The sequence below is a fragment of the Arthrobacter sp. TE12232 genome (genome assembly GCF_054062615.1).
The window spans coordinates 3861994-3883184 of the sequence record NZ_JBSSFK010000001.1; the positions used below are offsets into that span (position 1 = coordinate 3861994).

The window sequence follows — 21191 nt, forward strand, 5'->3', positions numbered from 1 at the left end:
AGCAACGGTTCTTGTTTTTAGAGATATCCTTGTCTCATGACCAAACTTGCGTGGAGCCGCCGACTTGCGGCGGTCGCGTCCCTGGGGGATGAGAACCGCAGAAGGCTGTTCGACTTCGTCGCCTCGGCGCCGGACGCCGTCGGCCGGGACGACGCCGCGAAGGCTCTTGGTCTGGCCAGGAGCACCGCCTCGTTCCATCTGGACCGGCTCGTCAACGACGGGCTGCTGATCGCGGAGTTTCGCAAGCTTGGGGGGCGGGAGGGTCCCGGTTCCGGCCGGCCCGCGAAGCTGTACCGTTCCGCCGTGGACGAGGTGGCAGTGTCGGTCCCGGACCGCCACTATGACCTCGCCGCGGAGCTGCTGGTTTCCGCGGTCGAAGCCGCAACACACGACGGCGGATCGCCCCGGGATGCCCTGCTCGCGGCTGCCCGGGCCAGGGGAAAGTCAGCCGGCGCAGCGGCAGTTCGCGCCGCGGACCGCGCGCCGGACGGGCCCGGAGCCGCGGGGGAGCCGGAAGCCGCCGGCGGTCCCGGCAGCGCCGAACCCTTCGCGGACTTCCTGGCGGGGCACGGCTACTGCCCGGCGGACGACGGCGCCGGAGGCCTTCTGCTGCTGAACTGCCCATTCCATCGCCTCGCTGCCGGCCACGCGGACGTGGTCTGTGCGATGAACGGCGCCTTCCTCGGCGGGGCTTCGGCAGCCTTGGGTATCGACCCTGGGCGGGTGGAAGCGCTCGCCATCGAAGACCTCAGGGCGCAGGGGAGTGCGCGGCCCGGTCAGTGCTGTGCCCGGATCCTGCCCTCGTGACCGGGCCCGCGGCAAGGATTCTGAATCGGAGGAGTGCGGCCGGAATGAGGTGCGCGGTCGCTCCCGCCGCCTGAACACCCACCAATTCCGGCGCCCGGCCGCGGGTAGAATTGGCGTGTGCCCGTATACCTGGATCATGCCGCCACCACCACCCTCGCCCCGGAGGCTCTGGCGGCGCTGACGCGCGAACTGTCCCGGACCGGCAACCCCTCGTCGCTGCACGGCTCGGGCCGGCGGGCGCGTCGGGTCGTGGAGGACGCACGCGAGGCGCTCGCCGCCGCGGCAGGGGCCCACCCCTCCGAAGTCATCTTCACTTCAGGTGGCACGGAAGCGGACAACCTGGCGGTGAAGGGGCTCTACTGGGCCCGGCGCGCCCAGGACCCGTCCCGTACGCGCATACTGTGCTCCGGCGTCGAGCACCATGCGGTCCTGGACACTGTGGAATGGCTGGAGCGGCACGAGGGGGCCGACGTCTGTTGGCTGCCCGTCGACGCCGACGGCGTCGTAGAACTGGCCGCGCTGGAGGCGGAACTGTCCCGCGATCCGGCGTCGATCGCCCTGGTGACCGTCATGTGGGCCAATAACGAGGTCGGCACGCTGCAGCCGATCGCCGAAATCGTGGAGCTGGCACACGGTGCCGGCGTCCCGGTGCACTCCGACGCCGTCCAGGCCTTTGGTTCGGTCTCCGTCGATTTCCGCGGCACGGGCCTGGATGCCATGTCCATCTCCGGGCACAAGATCGGCGGCCCCGTGGGCGTCGGTGCGCTGCTTCTGGGCCGGGCGGTCAAACTGACGCCGGTGCAGCATGGCGGCGGACAGGAGCGCGACGTGCGTTCCGGTACCCTGGACACCGCCTCGATCGCCGCCTTCGCCGCGGCGGCCGACGCAGCTGTTGGCCGGCTCGCCGAGGAATCCGCACGGATCGCGGCCCTGCGGGACCGGCTGATCGAGGGCGTCCGCGACGCCGTTCCCGAGGCCGTGCTGCGCGGCGCCCCGGGCCCCGGGCGACTGCCCGGCAATGCACACTTCACGTTCCCCGGCTGCGAGGGCGACTCGCTGCTGTTCCTCCTGGACCTGGCCGGCGTCGAATCCTCCACCGGCTCGGCCTGCACCGCGGGCGTTCCGAGACCGTCCCATGTGCTGCTGGCCATGGGCCTGGACGAGGACACGGCGAGGGGCGCGCAGCGTTTCACCTTGGGCCATTCCTCCACCGACGCCGACGTCGATGCCCTGCTCGCCACGCTGCCGGGCGCCTACGCGCGGGCACGCCAGGCCGGCATGGCCGGGCATGAGTCCAGCATCCAGACTGCGGGCACCGTGGCGCGTCAGGCGTCCGGCAGGAGCTGAACGGGAGCTAGCCCAGGAGTTGGTCCAGCGGCACTGAGGGATCCGCGAGGAGGGCAGGACTGACGGCGGCGCGTGCGCCGATGAGCGCCTTGATCGCCTTTTGCGGCTTGGCGGTGCGGGGCCAGTTGACGTTCATCCCGGCGACCACCTGTCCCTCGCGCTGCCAGAAGGCCATGAACGACTTGTCCGCAAGCGAGCCGCGGATCACCGGAGGCCCGGCAACGAGCGACGGGAAGCCCGAGTACTCCATGCTGACGTCGTACTGGTCGGTGTAGAAGTACGGGACCGTGTCCAGCACGGCATCAAGGCCGAGCATGGCCCGCGCGGCGACCTTGCCGCCGTTGAGGGCGTTGGACCAGTGCTCGCTGCGGTGGTGCTCGCCGGTGAACGGGTGGAGGGCATTGGCAACGTCCCCGGCGGCGAAAATCCCCGCCGTCCACGTGCGCAGCGAGGCGTCCGTGAGGATGCCGTTGCGGACTGCGATGCCGGCTGCCTCGGCCAGTCCCGTTTCCGGGGCCACCCCCACGGCAATGACCACAAGATCTGCCGGGAGGACCTCGCCGGTGTCGGTACGGACGCCGGTGACCCGTCCGGAGGTGCCCATGATTTCTGCTGCCGAGGCCGGCAGCAGGAACCGCACGCCGTTGGCCTCATGCAGTGAGCGGAAGAAGCCGCCCAGTTCGGGGCCGATTGCCGCCGCCAGCGGAACCTCTTCGAGGCCCAGCAGGGTCACCGTGTTGCCGTAGCTGCTCGCGGCCGCGGCCAGTTCCATCCCGATCCAGCCCGAGCCGACCATCACCACGTTCCGGCCGCCTTCGGCGAGCGCGGCGAGCAGGCGGCGGCTGTCTTCAACCGTGCGGAAGGTGCCGACCCCGGCGAGCCCGCTGCCTGCCAGGGGGATGCTGCGCGGGCGTGCCCCGGTCGCGAGCAGCAGGGAGGCGTAGTCCAGCCGCGTGCCGTCGCCCAGAACCACGGTCCGGCCGGCCGGGTCCAGGCCCGTGACCTGAGTGCCGAGCCGAAGGTCGACGTCGTTCGCGCCGTACCAGTCATCCGGCACCACCGGCAGGGCGTCCTCGCCGGACTTGCCCAGCAGGTAGTCCTTTGACAGCGGCGGCCGCAAGTACGGCGGGTGGGATTCCGCGGCAAGTACTGTGATGCGCCCGGAGAAGCCCTCCGTGCGCAGCGTTTTGGCCGCGGTGGCGCCCGCCAGGCCGCCGCCCACGATCACGATGTCGTCATTGGCCATGATCCGCTCGATTCCGCTGTGCCGGTTTTGATCCGGGGTGAATACGGTCTGAATCCGTTGTGAAAGGCCTGTCGATCCGGACGGCGGCGGTTCGGCACGATGTCCGGCTCAACGATCTAAAATCACTTCTCTTGACTTTAGATTCGCGAGCGAAGGCGGGTCAAGGGGTTTTGGGCGGGGAATCGGCGTGGCGGTAGAATGGGGCCGCAGGCTTTGTGCTATCCGATCCTGGTTCGTGCCAGCGATCGACGCCAGCCGGCGACACCCCCGACAGCTAGAGAAAGCCAGTATGCGAGTTCTTGCAGCCATGAGCGGCGGCGTTGATTCCGCCGTTGCCGCCGCCCGCGCCGTCGAGGCGGGACACGACGTCGTCGGGGTCCACCTTGCGCTGTCCCGGATGCCGGGCACCCTGCGAACCGGGAGCCGTGGCTGTTGCACGATCGAGGACTCCCGCGACGCCTGGCGGGCCTGCGACATCCTCGGAATCCCGTACTACGTCTGGGACTTCTCTGAGCGGTTCAAGGAAGACGTCGTCCAGGACTTCATCGATGAGTACGCCGCGGGACGCACACCCAACCCGTGCATGCGCTGCAACGAGCGCATCAAGTTCGCCGCCCTGCTGGAGAAAGCCATCGCGCTGGGCTTCGACGCCGTCTGCACCGGCCACTACGCCAAGGTCATCACCGACGCCGAGGGCAATCCCGAGCTCCACCGCGCCGCCGACTGGGCCAAGGACCAGAGCTATGTGCTCGGCGTGCTGACCCATGAGCAGCTCAAGCACTCGATGTTCCCGCTCGCCGACACCCCGTCCAAGGCCGAGGTCCGTGCCGAGGCGGAGCGCCGCGGCCTCTCGGTGGCGAACAAGCCCGACAGCCATGACATCTGCTTCATTCCCGACGGCGACACCGCCGGCTGGCTTGCCGAAAAGATTGACATGACCACGGGAGACATTGTCGACGAATCCGGGGCAAAGGTCGGCGAGCACCCCGGCGCCAACGCCTTCACTGTCGGCCAGCGCCGCGGACTGAAGCTCGGCACCCCCGCCGCTGACGGCAAGCCGCGGTTCGTGCTGGAGATCCGGCCGAAGGAGAACAAGGTGGTGGTGGGGCCGGAAGCGCTGCTCGCCATTGACGAGATCCGCGGCATCAAAGTCTCCTGGGCCGGGCTGCCCATTGCGCAGGTGGCCACCGGCGAGGAATTCGACTGCTTCGCCCAGGTCCGGGCCCACGGCGACCCCGTCCCCGCCCGCGCCCGCATGGCCGGGGACGGACTCCTCGTCACCCTCAAGGAGCCGCTGCGCGGCGTGGCCCCGGGGCAGACCGTGGTGCTCTACCAGGGCAGCCGCGTGCTGGGCCAAGCCACTATCGACGCCGCTCGCTCGCTGCAGCGGGCCGCGCTCTAGGCGCCCGCCACACCGACTCCATCGCAGGGCCCCGCCGAATGGCGGGGCCCTGCGTCGTCTGCGCGCTCCGCCGAAGAATCGGGCGGAATCCTGAAGAAAATGGCAGAAACCTTCGTTTCGTATAAATTTTGTGTCTCAACTCACAAAATGCAACGATTCACCTAGCGGTCGTCTGATTGAATCTAGGAATCAGCAAAGCGTGCCGCCCGACGAGTCACTCGTTTCACTTCGGGCTGCGCTAGAACGCATCGAACAGAAAGTTCACAGATGGCAATGAACAAAAAGGCCTGGCAGAGCGTCATCGCGCTGGCCGGGGTTTCCGCCTTTGCACTGACGGCCTGCACGGGACCGTCCGGCGGCTCTGGCGGGTCATCAGCCGCGGCAAGCGGTCCGATCGCCTATGGCACCACGGATAAGGTCACCGCCTTGGACCCGGCGGGCTCCTACGACAACGGTTCGTTCATGGTGATGAACCAGATCTACTCCTTCCTGCTTAACTCGAAGCCGGGCAGCGCAGATCCCGTTCCGGACCTGGCCGAGTCCGCGTCCTTCACGTCGCCGACCGAATACACGGTCAAGCTCAAGCCGGGACTCAAGTGGGCCAACGGCCACACGCTCGACTCCAAGGACGTCAAGTTCTCCTTCGACCGGCAGATCAAGATCAACGATCCCGCCGGCCCCGCCAGCCTGCTGGCCAACGTGGAAAGCGTCACCGCCCCCGATGCCAACACCGTCGTGTTCAAGCTGAAGCTGGCCAACGACCAGACCTTCGCGCAGATCCTCAGCAGCCCCGCCGCGCCGATCGTGGACGATGAAGTCTTCCCGGCCGACAAGCTGCTTGACGACGACTCGATCGTCAAGGCCAAGGCGTTCTACGGCCAGTACACGATCGACACGTACAAGAAGAATGAACTGATCAGCTTCAAGGCGTTCCCTGACTACCAGGGCGTCCTCGGCAAGCCGGCCAACGATGCCGCCACGATCAAGTACTACGCGGACCCCACCAACATGAAGCTGGACGTCCAGCAGGGCAACATCGACGTCGCAAACCGCAGCCTGAGCGCCACGGACATCGATGACCTGAAGAAGGACTCCAAGGTCAAGGTCAACGTGGGCCCGGGTGGCGAAATCCGCTACATCACGTTCAACTTCGACACCATGCCGTTCGGCGCGAAGGCGCCGGACGCCGATCCGGCCAAGGCTACGGCCGTCCGCCAGGCCATCGCCAACCTCGTTGACCGGCAGGCCATCGCTGACCAGGTCTACAAGGGCACCTATCTGCCCCTGTACTCCAACGTTCCCAACGGCTTCCTCGGCGCCAACGAGTCGTTCAAGGACGCTTACGGCGACGCCGGCAAGCCCAGCCTGGACAAGGCCAAGAAGGTCCTGACCGACGCCGGTGTGACCACGCCCGTGTCGCTGAACCTGCAGTACAACCCCGACCACTACGGCAAGTCCTCCGGCGATGAATACGCCATGATCAAGGACCAGCTGGAGAAGTCCGGTTTGTTCAAGGTCAACCTGCAGTCCACAGAATGGGTCACCTACAGCAAGGCCAGCCGCGCGGATGAATACCCGCTGTTCCAGTTCGGCTGGTTCCCGGACTTCAGCGACGCCGACAACTACCTGACGCCGTTCTTCCCGGAAGGCGGCTTCCTGAAGAACCACTACAACAACCCCACCGTCAACGACCTGATCAACAAGCAGCTGACCACCGTCGACAAGACTGAGCGCGAGTCCACGATCAAGGATGCGCAGAATGCCCTCGCCAAGGACATCTCCACGCTTCCGCTGCTCCAGGGCGCGCAGGTTGCCATTTCCGGCAGCGGCGTCAAGGGTGTCGATACCACCCTCGATGCCTCCTTCAAGTTCCGTTTGGGAACTGTTTCCAAGTAGGGCTGCAACCCTGCTGTCCTGACCAGCCTGCGAGGCGGGGTGCCCTCGAGGCGCCCCGCCTTTGCTGGTCATTGCCGCACCTTGCAGTTCACGCCGGCCGGCCCATGGCCGCGAAAGCACAATCTTAGGTACCAATGACAACATTGATAGAGGCGCCGCCAAGCGACGCCGACGGACTCCTTCCGTCCAAGAAAAAATCCTCAGGTGGGGGCCTGGGGACCTACATCCTGATCCGGTTCTTCCTGATCATTCCGACCATTTTCATCCTGGTGACCCTGGTCTTCTTCCTGATGCGGGTCATCGGCGACCCCATCACCGCCGCCCAGGGCGGCAGGCTTCCCCCGGAGGCGCTGGCGCAGCGCATTCACGACGCCGGGTACGACCGCCCGATCCTGATTCAGTACCTGGAATACGTTGGGCAGGTGGCGACCGGCAACTTCGGCACCACCATCACCGACCGCCGACCCGTGGTTGAAATGCTCGCAACCTTCGGCGCGGCAACCCTTGAACTGGCCATCAATGCCCTCATCGTGGCGCTTTTGGTCGGCATCCCGCTCGGCCTCATCGCCGCCTACAAGCGCGACAAGGCACCCGACGCCGTCCTGCGGTTCTTCGCCATCCTCTGCTACGCCACCCCGGTGTTCTTCGCCGGTCTGCTGATGAAGCTAACCTTCTCCGTCTGGCTCGGCTGGCTGCCCGTGGCGGGACGGGCCTCCACGAGGACCGAACTGGCCATGGGAAGCCTGGCCGCGCCGACCGGGATCTATTGGCTGGATGCGCTGCGCAGCGGCAACATGGCCGCGCTCGGCGACATCGGGGCGCATTCGATCCTCCCCGCGGTCACCTTGGGCCTACTGACGGCAGGGGTCTTCCTCCGGCTGGTCCGCACCAACGTCATCGGTACGCTTGGCAAGGATTACGTCGAGGCCGGCAGGTCCCGCGGCGTCAGCAATTTCCGACTCGTGACCAAGCATGCCTACAAGCCTGCCCTCATCCCGATCATCACGGTCATGGGGCTCCAGATTGCACTCCTGCTGGGCGGAGCCGTCCTTACGGAGTCCACCTTTGAGTGGAAGGGCCTCGGCTACCAGCTGGTGCAATACCTGAACTCCCGCGACTTCGTCGCCGTCCAGGGCATCGTCGTGCTGCTGGCCGTCATCGTTGCCATCACGAACTTCATCGTGGACGTTGTCGCAGCCCTGATCGATCCGCGAGTGAGGTACTAGCCATGAACGCAACCACAGTAAGCGGGCGCAAGCAGCCCCTCCTTTACCGCCTGCCGGTCATCTCGCATTTCCGGACGAGCGTCGGGCTGCAACGCGGCATGCTCGTCACCGGTCTGGTGCTGGCTGTCCTCTTCCTACTAACGGCGGCGCTGGCGCCGATCATCGCCCCCTACGGCTTTGCCCAGCTCAGCGACGCGTCCGGGACCTTCCCCGCACAGCAGCCCCCCAGTCCTGCCCACATTTGGGGCACTACGGTGAGCGGCTACGACGTCTTTTCCCGCGTGATCTGGGGCGCCCAGACGGCGTTCGTCGTGATCGTCGTCGCCGTCGTGATGTCGATCTTCCTCGGCGTCGCGCTTGGCCTGCTCAGCGGCTACTTCGGCGGCTGGCTGGACCGGACGCTGGTGGTGATCGCGGACGCGATCTACGCTTTCCCGTCGCTCCTGCTGGCAATCGTGATGTCAATCGTCATCAACCACGGCCAGTCCAGTTTCTGGGGCGGCATCCTTGCCTGCTCCATCTCCATCTCGGTGGTGTTCGTCCCGCAGTACTTCCGCGTCATCCGTGCCGAGACCATCCGGCTGAAGGCAGAGCCGTACGTCGAATCAGCCAAGGTGGTGGGTGCATCCAGCGTCCGCATCATGGGCCGCCACATCTTCAAGAACGCGACCCGCACGCTGCCACTGATCTTCACGCTGAATGCCTCCGAGGCTATCCTGACTCTGGCGGGGCTCGGCTTCCTGGGGTTCGGCATCGAACCGTCCTCCGCCGCCGAGTGGGGCTACGACCTCAACAAGGCCATAGCTGACGCCTCGTCGGGCATCTGGTGGACCGGTGTCTACCCCGGTACAGCCATCGTCCTGACCGTTCTCGGTCTGACCCTCGTCGGTGAGAGCATGAACGATCTCAACGATCCACGGCTCAGGGGCCGCAAGAAAGCCGGAAGCAAGGTTCCTGCCGGGGGCCCCGGCTCCACCGCCGGCGCGCAGGCCGCCCTTGAAGCAGAAGCGAGAATGCCATGACCACCAACATCGACCGGCCGGGCACAGGCTCCGGCCCCGTCCTGGACATCGACCACCTCAAGGTCACGTTCGCAACCGACAGCGGCGACGTCTTCGCCGTCAAGGACGTCAGCCTTGAGGTCAACCCCGGCGAGGTCCTCGCCATCGTTGGCGAATCGGGATCCGGCAAGACCGTGACTGCCAAGACCATCCTGGGGCTCCTGCCGGAAACGGCAACCAGCCAGGGCGCTGTGCTGATCAACGGCAACAACGTCATTACCGTCAGCGCGGCCAAGCTGCGGCAGATCCGCGGCCGGGACGTCGCCATGGTGTTCCAGGAACCATCCACGGCACTCAACCCGGTCTACACCGTCGGATGGCAGATTGCCGAAGGCATCCGGGCGCACGCCGACACCAGCGGCCACAAGATCTCAGCCAAGGAGGCCAAGGCGCGGGCCGTCGAAGCCCTCCGAAAGGTGGGCATCCCGGACCCGGAGACACGGGTCAACTACTACCCGCACCAGTTCTCGGGCGGTCAGAAGCAACGCGTCGTGATTGCCGCCGCACTGGCCCTGAACCCTGGCCTTATCGTGGCCGACGAGCCGACGACCGCCCTGGACGTCACCGTCCAGGCGGAAATCCTGGAACTGCTGCGGGACCTGCGCGACCAGTACGGCACGTCCATCGTGCTGATCACCCACAACATGGGCGTCGTCGCCGACCTCGCCGACCGCGTGGTCGTCATGTACCAGGGTGACGTCGTGGAGGAGGCTTCCTCGCGGGTCCTGTTCGCCCAGCCCAAGGAGGACTACACCAAGAAGCTCCTGGCAGCCGTCCCGCACTTGGGCCGCAATTCCGCGTCCGAAGGCATGACGGAACGCGCCCACCAGGGCGGCAAAGTGCTGGTCGAGGCCAAAGACCTGACCATCGAGTATCCGGGGCGGCTGGGCAGCCCTGCCTTCAAGGCCGTCGACGGCGTCACCTTCACCGTGTCCGAAGGCGAAGTCTTCGGCCTCGTGGGGGAGTCGGGCTCCGGCAAGACCACGATCGGCCGGGCGATCGCCGGCCTCAACCGGACCACCGGCGGCAGCCTTAAGGTGCTGGGCTACGAAATGCTGAACTTCAAGGAGCGCACTTTCAAACCGCTCCGCAAGGAGATCGGCTTCGTGTTCCAGGACCCGGCCGCCTCCTTCAACCCGCAGCTGACTATCGGCGACTGCGTGGCGGAACCGCTGATCATCCACTCCAACCCGAGCCCGGCCGAGGCGCGCAAGCGGGTGGGTGAGCTGCTCGAATCCGTGCAGCTGCCGGCGTCGTACGCTGACCGGTTCCCGCATGAACTCTCCGGCGGGCAGCGCCAGCGCGCCTCCCTGGCACGGGCGCTCATCCTGAACCCGAAGCTGCTCATCGCCGATGAGCCGACCTCGGCCCTGGACGTCTCCGTGCAGGCCGTTGTACTGGAACTGTTCAAGGAGATCCAGCAGCAATTCGGCTTCGCGTGCCTGTTCATCAGCCATGACCTCGCCGTCGTGGACATGCTCTCCCACTGGGTCGGCGTGCTCTACAAGGGCAAGATGGTGGAGCAGGGCCTCGGCAACCAGGTCATGGGCAACCCGCAGCACGACTACACGAAGAAGCTCATCGCCTCGCTGCCCGTTCCGGATCCGGACGAACAGGCCAGGCGGCGCGAGGCCTTCCGGGCTGTGCTGCACAGCTAACCGCGGATGCCTGCATGCCGGACCGCTGCCTGCCGGTCCGGTTCCCCGCCCGCAGGGGACACCGCCAATGGACATGCCCGCCGTTCGCCACGAACGGTGGGCATGTCCACTTTGTGTCCGGCTTTGTGCCCTATTTTGTGCATGACATTGTGTTCGGCTTGTGCGCGGTTCTTTGCCTGCCTGTTTGCCTTCGGCCCGTGCCTGCAACGGTGCTTAACAGCAGAAAGCATTAGCCGCCGTGCCCCTAGACTGGGTCAATGACCGAGCAGAACCTCAATCTTCCTGACACCGATTCCTACGACCCGGCGGCAAGTTCCCTGGCCGGTTCGGTGGATCCTGCGGTGATGGCGGAGCTGTTGTCGATCCGCTCCAGCATCGACAACATCGATGCCACCCTCGTTTTCCTCCTCGCCGAGCGCTTCAAGGCCACCCAGAAGGTCGGCTTCCTCAAGGCCGCGCACAAACTTCCCGCCGGGGATCCCGGCCGTGAAGCGGCGCAGATCGCCCGGCTGCGGCACCTCGCCGCCGAGGCCCATCTGGACCCGGCCTTCGCGGAGAAGTTCCTGAACTTCATCATCGGCGAGGTCATCCGCCACCACGAGGCCATTGCCGAGGACCACCAAGCAGCCGCCCAGGCCGCCGGCCCGGCGGACGCCGACCGCACCGCAAACGCATAGCCATGGCCGCAGCAGCGTTGCCCGCCCCCGGCCAAGTCACCGCGACGGGCCTGGGTCCGTGGCCCGGCGAGGACCCGGCCGAGGCCGCCCGCATCATCCGCGGTGAACTGGGCAGCCCTCACCTGCCGTTCCTGGCCGAGCTTCCCGACCGCGGCGTCGGCTCCGATGCCCTGGGCCGCACCGCATCCCTGCTTGTGGAACTCGCCGTCGACGTCCAGCCACACGGGTGGCGGCTCGTTGACCGTCCTGGCAAGGACCTGCAGCGGGCGAAGTCGGCGTTGTCCACCGACATTAACGTCCTCGCGGACTTAATCGGGGCCGAGGAAGCGCCCTCGGACGATATCAAAATCCAACTGCGCGGGCCGCTCAGCCTGGCCGCCGGCCTCCACCTCCACAACGGGGAGCGGGCACTGATCGACTACGGCGCCCGGCGGGAGATTGCGGAATCGCTCGCAGCTGGAGTGGAAGGCTACCTCAAGCGCGTGGCCGCGGCCGCCCCGGGTGCCCGGATCGTGGTCCAGATCGACGAGCCGGACATCGCCTCCGTGCTGGCCGGCACCATTCCCACCGCCAGCGGGTACCGGACGCTGCGCTCTGTGCCGGGCCGGGAAGCCACCGAGTCCTGGCAGCTGGTCATCGACGCTCTCCGCGCCGCGGGCGCCGTCGAAACCGTGGTGGCCGTCTCGGAGGTCGAGGCGCCGTTTGAGCGGATCCTGGCGGCGGGCGCGGACGGAATCGCCGTCCCGCTCCGGGCACTGACCTCGCGCCAGTGGGAACAGCTCGCCGGCGCCGTGGAGGCCGGAAAACGGCTCTGGGCCGGGGCGCTGGACGTGGCAGACCCCGCCGCGGCGCTGCCCAAGGTCCGCGACGTCGTGGAAAACGTGTGGCGGCCCTGGCGGCAGCTGGGTCTTCCCGCATCCACGCTGGGCGCGCTCAGGGTCACGCCGTCGGACGGGCTGGCACGGCACTCGCCCGCCGCGGCGACAGAGGTCCTGACCCGGCTGACCCAGGTGGCTGACGGGCTCAACCAGCTCGCCCTCGGCTAGCAGCCTTCCGGGACTATTGGGACTGGCGGAACTGCCGGGTCAGACCCTGCTCTCCCAGCCGTCCGGGCGGGCATATCCGGGCAGGTAGCCCGGCGCTGTGCCACCGGCGGGGTAGGGCTCGAGCCGGTAGTCGAAATGGCCGGCGTACACCAGCACCAGGCCGAGCTGGGGCTGGATCACCTTGACCTGGATGCGGTGCCGGCCGCCGTCCTGAGGCTCCCACCACTGTTCGGCATAGGCCTTGGCGTCGAGGGCGGCCGGCAGCGGAATCCGCAGGGGTCCCAGGAACAGGCGGGACGCCTCGGACACGCCGCGGAGCCGGCCTTCCGGCGTGACGCTGAGGTTGAGGTCGGTGACGAGCCGCCGGAACCGGCCCACATAGTCCACGAGTCCCGGCCTGGTCCGGGAGTCGTCAAAGCTCGTGGTGTCGTGGAACAGCCGGGTGGTTCCCGGGAAGAAGATCTCCCGCCGGGCGGTCAGGCTTGACCTGCCGAACGGGTCCAGGTGGGCGTGGTTCTCGATCCGGAAACGAACGCCCTCGCCGTATTCGGGGAAGAAGGCCTGCTCGCCGGCGGTGAGCCGCAGGAGGGGGCGCAGCCACGCCTGGCGGCAGCCGACGACGTCGAACACCCCCTCGCCGACGCCGTAGTGGCCGGATCCCGGCGCCAGGGAGAAGTACGCTTGGAGTTCCGGCTGCAGTCGGGCAAAGTCACTGCCCAGGGCGCGCTCATAAATGGGGGTGTTCACGGGTTCCTCCTGCGGTCCGGGGCCGGTTCACTGGGCCTGTCCACAGCATGCAGGACAACGCGGCAATTGTCACAATGTCCGGCGTACCAGCGTGGTCCCGGCGGCCGCGGCACGCCCGCCTGCGCCATGCCGGAAGGCCGTCCGATACGACAAAGAGAATTCAATGGGGGAATATATAACTATGAAGGCACGCATTCTGGTAGTGGATGATGACGAGGCGCTCGCCGAGATGATCGGTATTGTGCTGCGCAATGACGGCTTTGAACCCGTCTTTTGCGCCGACGGTGGACAGGCGCTGGACGTGTTCCGCTCCTCCAAGCCGGACCTCGTCCTGCTCGACCTCATGCTGCCCGGGATAGACGGCATTGAGGTCTGCCGCCAGGTCCGCGCCGAATCTGACGTGCCGATCGTGATGCTCACTGCCAAAGCGGATACTTCGGACGTCGTCCGCGGCCTCGAGTCCGGTGCCGATGACTACGTGCCCAAGCCGTTCAAGCCCGCCGAGCTCGTGGCCCGGGTCCGGGCACGGCTCCGTCCGGGGGACCAGAAGGCCCCGGAAACCCTGCGCATCGCAGACGTCACGATCGACGTCGCCGGCCACCTGGTCAGCCGCGGCAACGACCGTATTTCCCTGACGCCGCTGGAATTCGACCTACTCGTCGCCCTGGCCCGCAAGCCGTGGCAGGTGTTCACCCGTGAACTTCTCCTTGAGCAGGTCTGGGGTTACCGGCACGCCGCCGACACCAGGCTGGTCAATGTCCATGTCCAACGGCTGAGGTCCAAGATCGAACGTGACCCCGAGGCCCCCGAAGTTGTATTGACGGTCCGTGGTGTCGGCTATAAAGCAGGTTCCTGAGCCTGCGGACCGCAGCGTCGCACAGGCCGCCGGGCCGGAATCCGGGCACGACACGACTCCGGACATGACTCCGGACATGACGCGCGGCGAAGCGCCCGCTGAATCGTCCGCATCCCATGAGCCCGTACCGGGCGTGCCGGAATCCGCTGTGGCGGAATCTGCCGTGCCGGAATCCGGTGTGGCTGAATCCGGTGAGCCGGAATCCCAGGAGCCGGAATCGCCGTCTGCCGGCCCGGGCAGTCGGGGACCGTGGCGCGGGCTCGCCTTCCGGACCCGGCTATGGGCCAAACGCGCGAGGATCGTTGGGGTCCGGGTCGCGCGCCTGGTCCGCACCGGGGCCGGCAGCCTCCTGCCCGGCATCCGTTACCTGCTCCGCGCGGTACAGCGGAAATGGCGGCGTTCGCTGCAGTTCCGGACCGTCCTGACCACGCTCCTGCTGGCCATCGGCTCGTTCGCCGTCGTGGGCGCCTACCTGTCCAACCAGATCGCCAATAACCTTTTCCAGGAACGGCTTGCGCAGGCCGAGTCGGAGACCCGCTACAACGTCAAGCAGGTCCAGGACACGTTCGACGGCGCCCAGGTCACCGACCAGTCCAGCGTCATCACCCTGGTCTATGACACCCTGAACGCCGTCGAAGGACGCGGGTCCGTGATTCAGCGGCGCTATGTCTTCGAAGCGATGCCGGAGCAGACCAAGCCGCGCAACCGCTGGGTCGAATCCCGGGCCTCGGACCAGCTCACCATCGCCGTCATCCCCCCGGAGCTGCGCAAGGCCGTGCAGGACTCGGGCAAGGACCAGTACTGGGCGTCAACCCAGTTCCCCGTGGGGACCGAGGACCGGCCCGGCATCGCGGTCGGCAACAAGGTGACCTTCAACGGCACCGTCTACGAGCTCTACCTCATCTATGACCTCAACACGGCGCAGAAGACGCTGGACGAGATCCAGAACGTGCTGCTGGCCGGCGGTGCCCTTTTGGTCCTCATGATCGGCGGCGTCGCCTGGTACGTCACCCGCAACGTGGTCAGCCCGGTCAGCCATGCCGCCGTCGTCTCCGAAAAGCTCGCCGCCGGGCAGCTGCAGGAGCGCATGGTGGTCAAGGGCGAGGACGAGGTCGCCCGGCTCGGGGCCTCGTTCAACCACATGGCGGCAAGCCTCCAGGAGCAGATCACCCAGCTGGCCACGCTCTCGCAAATGCAGCAGCGGTTCGTCTCCGATGTGTCGCACGAGCTCCGCACCCCGCTCACCACGGTCCGCATGGCCGCGGAGGTGCTCTACGACGCCCGCGAGGACTTCGACCCCATCAACAAACGCTCTGCTGAACTGCTGTACAACCAGGTGGAACGGTTCCAGTCGCTCCTGGCGGACCTGCTGGAAATCTCCCGCTTTGATGCGGGCGCCGCCACTCTCGACGCCGAACCCACGGACATCGTCCAGCTCGTCGCCCACGTCATCGAGGGAGTGGCGCCCGTCGCCGCCGAATACGGGTCCGCCGTCACCTTCAACGCACCGGCCGGCAGCATCATCGTCGACATGGACGACCGCAGGATCGACCGCATCCTGCGCAACCTTGTCCTGAACGCCCTTGAACACGGCGAGGGCCGCCCGGTGAACATCTCCGTGGCCGCCAACGACACCGCGGTGGCCGTGGCCGTGCGGGACCACGGAATCGGCATGACACCGGCCGAGGCCGCCCGCGTCTTCGACCGCTTCTGGCGCGCCGACCCTGCCCGCGCCCGCACTACGGGAGGCAGCGGGCTGGGACTGTCGATCGCCGCCGAAGACACCAAGCTCCACGACGGCTGGCTGCAGGCGTGGGGGAGCAAGGGCAACGGGTCAAACTTCCGGCTGACCCTTCCCCTGCGCCGCGACGAGCCGATCACCCGGTCTCCGCTCCAGCTGGAACCGGTCAACGTCGGGCTCCCGGGGCCCGGCAGCCAGCGAACAGTGCTGCTCCTGGACCGGCCGCCGGCCGCCGCGGTACCGGCAGCAGATACACCGGAAGGAACGCAGGGCAAACCTGACGGCGGGACCGGCGCCGACGACCTCATGGCGGACGGTTTGGCTGGCGACGGCGCTACCGGCGTCGGCGGGGCGAGCCCGGGCGGCGGCGCGGCCGGCCTCCGGGGCCATGGAACGGAAGGCAGGGCATGAGCAGTGTTTCCATTTCCGGCAAACTCACCAGGGTAGGGGCGGCGCTGCTGGCCGTCGTCCTGCTGCTGTTGACCTCGTGCGCCCAGATTCCGCGCTCCGGCCCGGTGGGCAAGAGCAAGGATGAGAGCGCCGGAAACCCCAATGCCCCCGTGTTCTTCCCGGCCGCGCCGCGTCCGGGCGCCGGGCCCGAGGCGGTCATTGAGGACTTCTACCTGGCCGGAAGCGGCTACGAAGACGATTACGCCGTCGCCCGGCAGTACCTCACCCAGGCGTCATCGGTGACATGGAAGCCGGACCAGCGGGCTCTTGTTTTCCGGAAGGCCTCGGTGGTGGCCACCGGCGTCGAAAACGTCTTCAACTACCAGCTCGACCTCGCCTATTCGGTGGACGCCGACGGCGTGGCGACGCAACTGCCCGAGGGCACCACCGAGAACATACCCGTCACGCTGACCCAGGTGGACGGCGAGTGGCGGATCTCGGATCTCCCGGACGGCACGGCGATTCCGGAGGAAACCTTCAAGGTCATCTACGGCGCCTACCCGATCTATTTCTACGACCCCACCTTCACCTACGCCGTGCCCGATGTCCGGTGGTTCATCCGCAAGAAAACCGTCAAGGCCATGACGAGCGCACTGCTCGGCGGCCCGGCCCCCTACCTCAAGGGCGCCGTCGTCAGCGCATTCCCGTCGGGCATCAAGCTGGCGCGGGAGTCTGTGCCCGTGGTCTCCGGCGCCGCCCAGGTGGATCTCACGGCCAAGGACCTCGTCGACGCCTCCAACGAGGACCGGCTGCGGATGCAAACGCAGCTGGCCCTGACGTTCCGCAGCCAGCCGGATGTCATCAACGTCGAGCTCCGGGCTAACCAGGATCTGGTGCGCGTCGAAGACAACGGAACGGTCCTGCCTCCGGTCCGCGACGAAAGCGTCCCCGGCTATCAGATCGCCGTCAGCAACAACGACCTGGTCCGGTACGAGAACAACCGGCTTTCACCCCTGCCGGATATCCGGTCCGTCGCGGCCCTGTCGCCGCGGGCGCCGGCGGAATCCGCCGAGTCACAGGCTGCTGCGTTCCTCAACGCCGACCGCACCACGCTGTACTCGATCGTTCCGGGCCAGCCGGCCAGGGCCCTGACCACGCGGGCCGCCCTCTCCCGGCCTTCGTTCGGCCGGTACGACTGGGTCTGGACCGCCGGGCCGGGCGCTGCCGGCGCCACCGAAGTGGTTGCCTTCCGGCCGGTCGGTGTGGCGGAGAGCGGAAACGTACCCACCGTGACCCTGACCCCGGGATGGCTTGCCGGCCGGACCGTCAAGGAGTTTCGGATATCCCGGGACGGCACGCGTGCACTGGTCATTTCCCAGCAGAACGGCAAAAGCCTGGTCCAGATCACCGGGATCATCCGGAACACGGACGGCACCCCAAGGGATCTGACCGTACCCCTGACGCTTCTGACGCCCCGGGATCCGGACCAGGGCGTGTGGGTGGATGACACCACAATCGCGGTCATGAAGGCCTCCGCCAGCGACGCCGTCACTCCCGAGTTGTTGTCCCTGACCTCCACCCAGCCGCAGCAGCTGGCGTCGTGGCCCGGGCTGACTGCCCTCAGCGCAGGAAACGGGCCATCTGAGATCTACGGCCAGTCCGCGGAAGGGATCTTCCAGAGGCTGGGCAACGGCTGGTCGCCGCAGCTCAAGGGCCCCATCGACCCGTCTTTCCCGGGCTGACCACGGGTGTGAGACCGCCGGGGTTGTCCACATAGCCTCCCGCGGTGCTACCGGCGTGCGAGTCTCCGGTCCACGATCGGAGGATGATCACTCACATGCCCCATGGTGGCGGAAATGTCGGGGGCGGAAATGGCGGGGAACACCGTGAAGTGCCGGCCCGCCGCAGTCCCCCACGCGCGGGGCCCGATCCTGGGCGGCGACCGGTCGCGGATCCGGACCTGGCCCCGGCTGCACCGACACCGGCAAGGCACCGCGGCGTGTACGCGCGGCCGCTGGCGCGGCTGTCCGACCGGACCGCGGCGGCTGCGGCCGAGGTGCTCGCCCTCGCCATCCCGGTGGAGTGCGTCTGCTGCGGCGCGGAAGACTCTGCACTTTGCGGCGCCTGCGCCCGGCAGGTGCGCCTGCTGACACTCAGGCCGTTCCGGGCCGAGGCCCAGGCGCCGGCCCTGATGGACACGGACGGCTCCGTGCTGCTGCCCGTGGTGGCGGCCGGGGCGTACCGGGCCGAGCTCGCGCAATGCCTCCTGTCCTTCAAGAGCCACGGCCAGGCGCGGCTGGCAGGCGAGCTGGCGCGGGGCCTCGCACGGGCCCTGCACGCAGCGGCAGGGCCGGCGGAGGGACTCGTCCTGGTCCCCGTACCGACTAGCGGCGCCGCCTTCCGCAAGAGGGGGTTCAGTCCCGTCCACCTCCTGCTCCGCCGGCTCGTTCGCGGCGATGAAATCCCCGGGTTCACCGTCGCGGACGCACTGCGGAAAACCGCGCGGCCCGCGCCGGGCCAGGGAACCCCGGAGCTTTCACCGCGGGTCGTAATGAACGGGTTGAGGCGGGCCGGCGGACAGAAGGGACTGGGCCGGGGGGCCCGCTCCCGGCGCGTGCGGGGAACCATGCGGGCCAGGGCAGGCCTGTGGTCTCCGGCAGTCCTGGGACGGACGTGCATCATCGTTGATGACGTGCTGACCACCGGCGCCACTGTGGCCGAGGCAGCCCGTGCGCTGCGGGCAGCAGGGGCCCTTGTAGGCGGCGCCGTTGTGCTGGCTGCGACACGCCCGCCGGCCACCGCCGACGGTGATGCCTCCGGCCCCGCCGTGGCGGGCGCGACCGGCGTGAAGTAAAAAAATAAACCGGAAAAGGATGAATAACAGGTTGCTATGAACTAACGTCGAAGATGGGTACCAAGAACAGATGTACCTGTCGATAGCGGCTCGGAAAGGGGCTCGACTGTCAGTCAGATCGGCCCCCGGGAAGTACCGCCGTCGTGTCACCGAAGTCATTTGGAGGGCACCATGGAGTTCATGATCAGCGGACGCAACTTGACGGTCTCAGACCGGTTCCGCGAATATGCCGACGAGAAGATCTCAAAGATCGCCTCGTTGGGAGACAAGGTCCAGAGGGTTGACGCGAAGGTCACCAAGGAGACCAAGGCCCGCCAGACCGCAGAATCGCTCACGGTTGAGTTGACAGTCTTGGGACGCGGCCCCGTAATCCGCGCTGAAGCGAGTGCCGCCGACAAGTTCGCTGCCTTCGATCTCGCTTACAACAAGCTTCTTGAACGCCTGCGCAGGGCCAGGGACCGTAGAAAGGTCCATCACGGCCGGCACACCCCAAAGTCCGTTACTGAGGCCACGGCAACGCTGGAGCCCGCAAGCCCCAACGAGCCCCTCTACGTTGAGGCGGCAAATCAGCAGGCGGCGCCTGTCCCGGCTGCAGAGAAGTCGCCCTATGAGGTCGAGAACGACATTCCGGCCGGCGATTCGCCCGTCCTGATCCGCCGGAAGGTGTTCCCCGCAGCCCAGCTCACGCTCGATGACGCCGTGGACAACATGGAACTTGTGGGGCACGACTTCTACCTTTTCGTGGACAAGGAGACCAAGGCGCCGTCGGTCGTATACCGGCGTGACGGCTGGACCTACGGGGTCATCTCCCTGGACCAGACCTGCGAGCCCGGACACTCAAGTCTGGAAGAAAAGATCCTCGCCTACCGTTCAGAGGATGAGCCCGCCACCGCATAAGCTGGTGCAGACCATCCAACGAAGGGATTGACGTGCAAGCATCGCTGAGCCTGGCACAGGCACGGCGGATCGCATTGGCAGCCCAGGGATTGGACAAGGAACGGCCCGCCGGACCCGTGACAGCACGGGCGGTGGGCCGTACCTTTGCCCGGCTGCACCTGGTCCAGATCGATTCCGTCAACGTAGTGTCCCGCAGCCACTTCCTGCCGTTCTTCTCCCGGCTGGGCAACTACGACCGCGCCATCCTGCAGCGCATGGCGGGGACCCACCCGCGCCGGATGATGGAGTACTGGGCGCACGAAGCCTGCTTCATCCGGCCGGACCACTTCCACGATCTCGTGCAGTGGCAGAACCGCACATGGGTGGGCGCCCACGCCATGGACCCCGAATTGCGCAACGGCGTGGCGGCGCGGGTGCTGGAAACCCTGGCGGCCGGGCAACCCCTGACCGCAGCCGAACTGACCGCCCGGCTGGGCCACGTGGAGGACCGGCAGCGGGACCAATGGGGCTGGAACTGGAATGCCGTCAAAAGGGTCCTGGAACATCTGTTTGAGGAAGGTCTGGTCTCCGCGGCCTCGCGGACCGAATCGTTCGAACGGCGCTACACCCTCACCGCCAGGGTGCTGCCCGGACCGGGCGGTGAGGCCGCGGCGCAAGCACCGGATGCTGCCGCCGCGATGGACCGGCTGATCGACGCAGCGGCCCGGGCCCACGGCATCGGGACCGTGCGGTGCTTCGCGGACTATTTCCGGACGCCCCAGAAAGCAGCCGCCATGGCCGTCCGGAACCTCGTGGACACGGGCCGGCTGCAGCCGGTCACCGTGGCCGGCTGGGACCGACCCTTGTACCGCCATGTGGAGGCGAAACTGCCGCGGTCAGCCACCGGCCGCGCGCTGCTGAGCCCGTTCGACTCCCTCGTCTTCGAACGCCGGCGGCTTCAGGAGCTCTTCGGCTTCCACTACAGGATCGAGATATACACCCCGGAACCGAAGAGGCGGTACGGCTACTACGTCCTGCCCTTCCTGCTGCGCGACGCGATCGTCGCGCGGGTGGACCTGAAAGCCGACCGGGCCGGGGGCCTGCTTCTGGTGCGGACCGCCCACGCCGAACCAGGCGCTCCGGAGGACACCGCCGTCGAACTGGCCGCGGAACTGAAGCTCATGGCAGAGTGGCTGGGACTCGGCGGGGTGGTTGTCTCGCCAACCGGGGACCTTGCGCCGGCGCTCGCCGAAGCCGTGGCTGAACCGGCAAACAGCAGTATCCGCTGAGAGGGAACAGGCGCCACCGGCGCTGCGTCTCTCCCGTAGACTAAACACGCCAGAATTCGGCAGCTTGAGACT

The 21191-nt window shown here is 67.3% G+C and carries 17 protein-coding genes; 15 read left to right on the forward strand and 2 right to left on the reverse strand.

Features of this window, described 5'->3' with window-relative positions; genetic code table 11:
• Positions 1-36: 36 nt before the first annotated feature.
• Positions 37-807: a helix-turn-helix domain-containing protein gene (locus tag ACVWZ7_RS17290; RefSeq protein WP_344367265.1), complete on the forward strand. Its 771-nt coding sequence runs from the start codon at positions 37-39 to the stop codon at positions 805-807.
• 117 nt (positions 808-924) lie between these two features.
• Entirely contained in the window at positions 925-2154 is a 1230-nt protein-coding gene (locus ACVWZ7_RS17295; RefSeq protein ID WP_456508561.1) for a cysteine desulfurase family protein, read from the forward strand.
• 7 nt (positions 2155-2161) lie between these two features.
• Here the strand turns inward: ACVWZ7_RS17295 and ACVWZ7_RS17300 are convergent, their stop codons facing one another.
• Positions 2162-3400, reverse strand: coding sequence for an NAD(P)/FAD-dependent oxidoreductase (locus tag ACVWZ7_RS17300; protein ID WP_456508562.1), 1239 nt, complete (start codon positions 3398-3400; stop codon positions 2162-2164).
• A 289-nt stretch (positions 3401-3689) separates the two neighbouring features.
• On the opposite strand from ACVWZ7_RS17300, the gene mnmA reads away from it, so the two are divergent.
• The 7 genes from mnmA (at position 3690) to ACVWZ7_RS17335 (ending at position 12366) form a co-directional block, all read left to right on the forward strand.
• Positions 3690-4802: a tRNA 2-thiouridine(34) synthase MnmA gene (gene mnmA, locus ACVWZ7_RS17305; protein ID WP_456508563.1), complete on the forward strand. Its 1113-nt coding sequence runs from the start codon at positions 3690-3692 to the stop codon at positions 4800-4802.
• A gap of 267 nt (positions 4803-5069) precedes the next feature.
• Entirely contained in the window at positions 5070-6698 is a 1629-nt protein-coding gene (locus tag ACVWZ7_RS17310) for an ABC transporter substrate-binding protein (RefSeq protein ID WP_344367269.1), read from the forward strand.
• A 134-nt stretch (positions 6699-6832) separates the two neighbouring features.
• On the forward strand, positions 6833-7924 hold the full coding sequence (locus ACVWZ7_RS17315) for an ABC transporter permease (protein ID WP_344367270.1): 1092 nt from the start codon (positions 6833-6835) through the stop codon (positions 7922-7924).
• Between the two features lie 2 nt (positions 7925-7926).
• The gene (locus ACVWZ7_RS17320; protein WP_344367271.1) at positions 7927-8946 is read left to right on the forward strand and encodes an ABC transporter permease; all 1020 of its coding nucleotides are present in this window, start codon (positions 7927-7929) and stop codon (positions 8944-8946) included.
• On the forward strand, positions 8943-10643 hold the full coding sequence (locus ACVWZ7_RS17325) for an ABC transporter ATP-binding protein (protein WP_344367272.1): 1701 nt from the start codon (positions 8943-8945) through the stop codon (positions 10641-10643). The genes ACVWZ7_RS17320 and ACVWZ7_RS17325 overlap by 4 nt, the downstream gene beginning before the upstream one ends.
• A 257-nt stretch (positions 10644-10900) precedes the next feature.
• Positions 10901-11320, forward strand: coding sequence for a chorismate mutase (locus tag ACVWZ7_RS17330; protein WP_116766813.1), 420 nt, complete (start codon positions 10901-10903; stop codon positions 11318-11320).
• Between the two features lie 2 nt (positions 11321-11322).
• Complete coding sequence (locus tag ACVWZ7_RS17335; protein ID WP_456508564.1) at positions 11323-12366, forward strand: hypothetical protein; 1044 nt, start codon at positions 11323-11325, stop codon at positions 12364-12366.
• Between the two features lie 39 nt (positions 12367-12405).
• On the opposite strand, the gene ACVWZ7_RS17340 is transcribed toward ACVWZ7_RS17335, so the two are convergent.
• Complete coding sequence (locus tag ACVWZ7_RS17340) at positions 12406-13113, reverse strand: DUF4166 domain-containing protein (protein WP_344367274.1); 708 nt, start codon at positions 13111-13113, stop codon at positions 12406-12408.
• Positions 13114-13294: 181 nt separating this feature from the next.
• Here ACVWZ7_RS17340 and mtrA point away from each other — a divergent pair, with 181 nt between their 5' ends.
• The 6 genes from mtrA to ACVWZ7_RS17370 all read left to right on the forward strand — a co-directional run bounded on the left by mtrA (position 13295) and on the right by ACVWZ7_RS17370 (position 21119).
• The gene (gene mtrA, locus ACVWZ7_RS17345; protein WP_344367275.1) at positions 13295-13969 is read left to right on the forward strand and encodes an MtrAB system response regulator MtrA; all 675 of its coding nucleotides are present in this window, start codon (positions 13295-13297) and stop codon (positions 13967-13969) included.
• Positions 13944-16121, forward strand: a complete 2178-nt coding sequence (gene mtrB / locus ACVWZ7_RS17350; RefSeq protein ID WP_456509141.1) for an MtrAB system histidine kinase MtrB — start codon at positions 13944-13946, stop codon at positions 16119-16121. The genes mtrA and mtrB overlap by 26 nt, the downstream gene beginning before the upstream one ends.
• Complete coding sequence (locus ACVWZ7_RS17355) at positions 16118-17842, forward strand: LpqB family beta-propeller domain-containing protein (RefSeq protein ID WP_456508565.1); 1725 nt, start codon at positions 16118-16120, stop codon at positions 17840-17842. Before mtrB ends, ACVWZ7_RS17355 begins: the two co-directional genes overlap by 4 nt.
• A 257-nt stretch (positions 17843-18099) precedes the next feature.
• On the forward strand, positions 18100-18954 hold the full coding sequence (locus ACVWZ7_RS17360) for a ComF family protein (protein ID WP_456508566.1): 855 nt from the start codon (positions 18100-18102) through the stop codon (positions 18952-18954).
• Positions 18955-19125: 171 nt separating this feature from the next.
• On the forward strand, positions 19126-19851 hold the full coding sequence (hpf, locus tag ACVWZ7_RS17365; protein WP_344367279.1) for a ribosome hibernation-promoting factor, HPF/YfiA family: 726 nt from the start codon (positions 19126-19128) through the stop codon (positions 19849-19851).
• Positions 19852-19883: 32 nt separating this feature from the next.
• Complete coding sequence (locus ACVWZ7_RS17370) at positions 19884-21119, forward strand: winged helix-turn-helix domain-containing protein (RefSeq protein WP_456508567.1); 1236 nt, start codon at positions 19884-19886, stop codon at positions 21117-21119.
• Positions 21120-21191 lie beyond the last annotated feature (72 nt).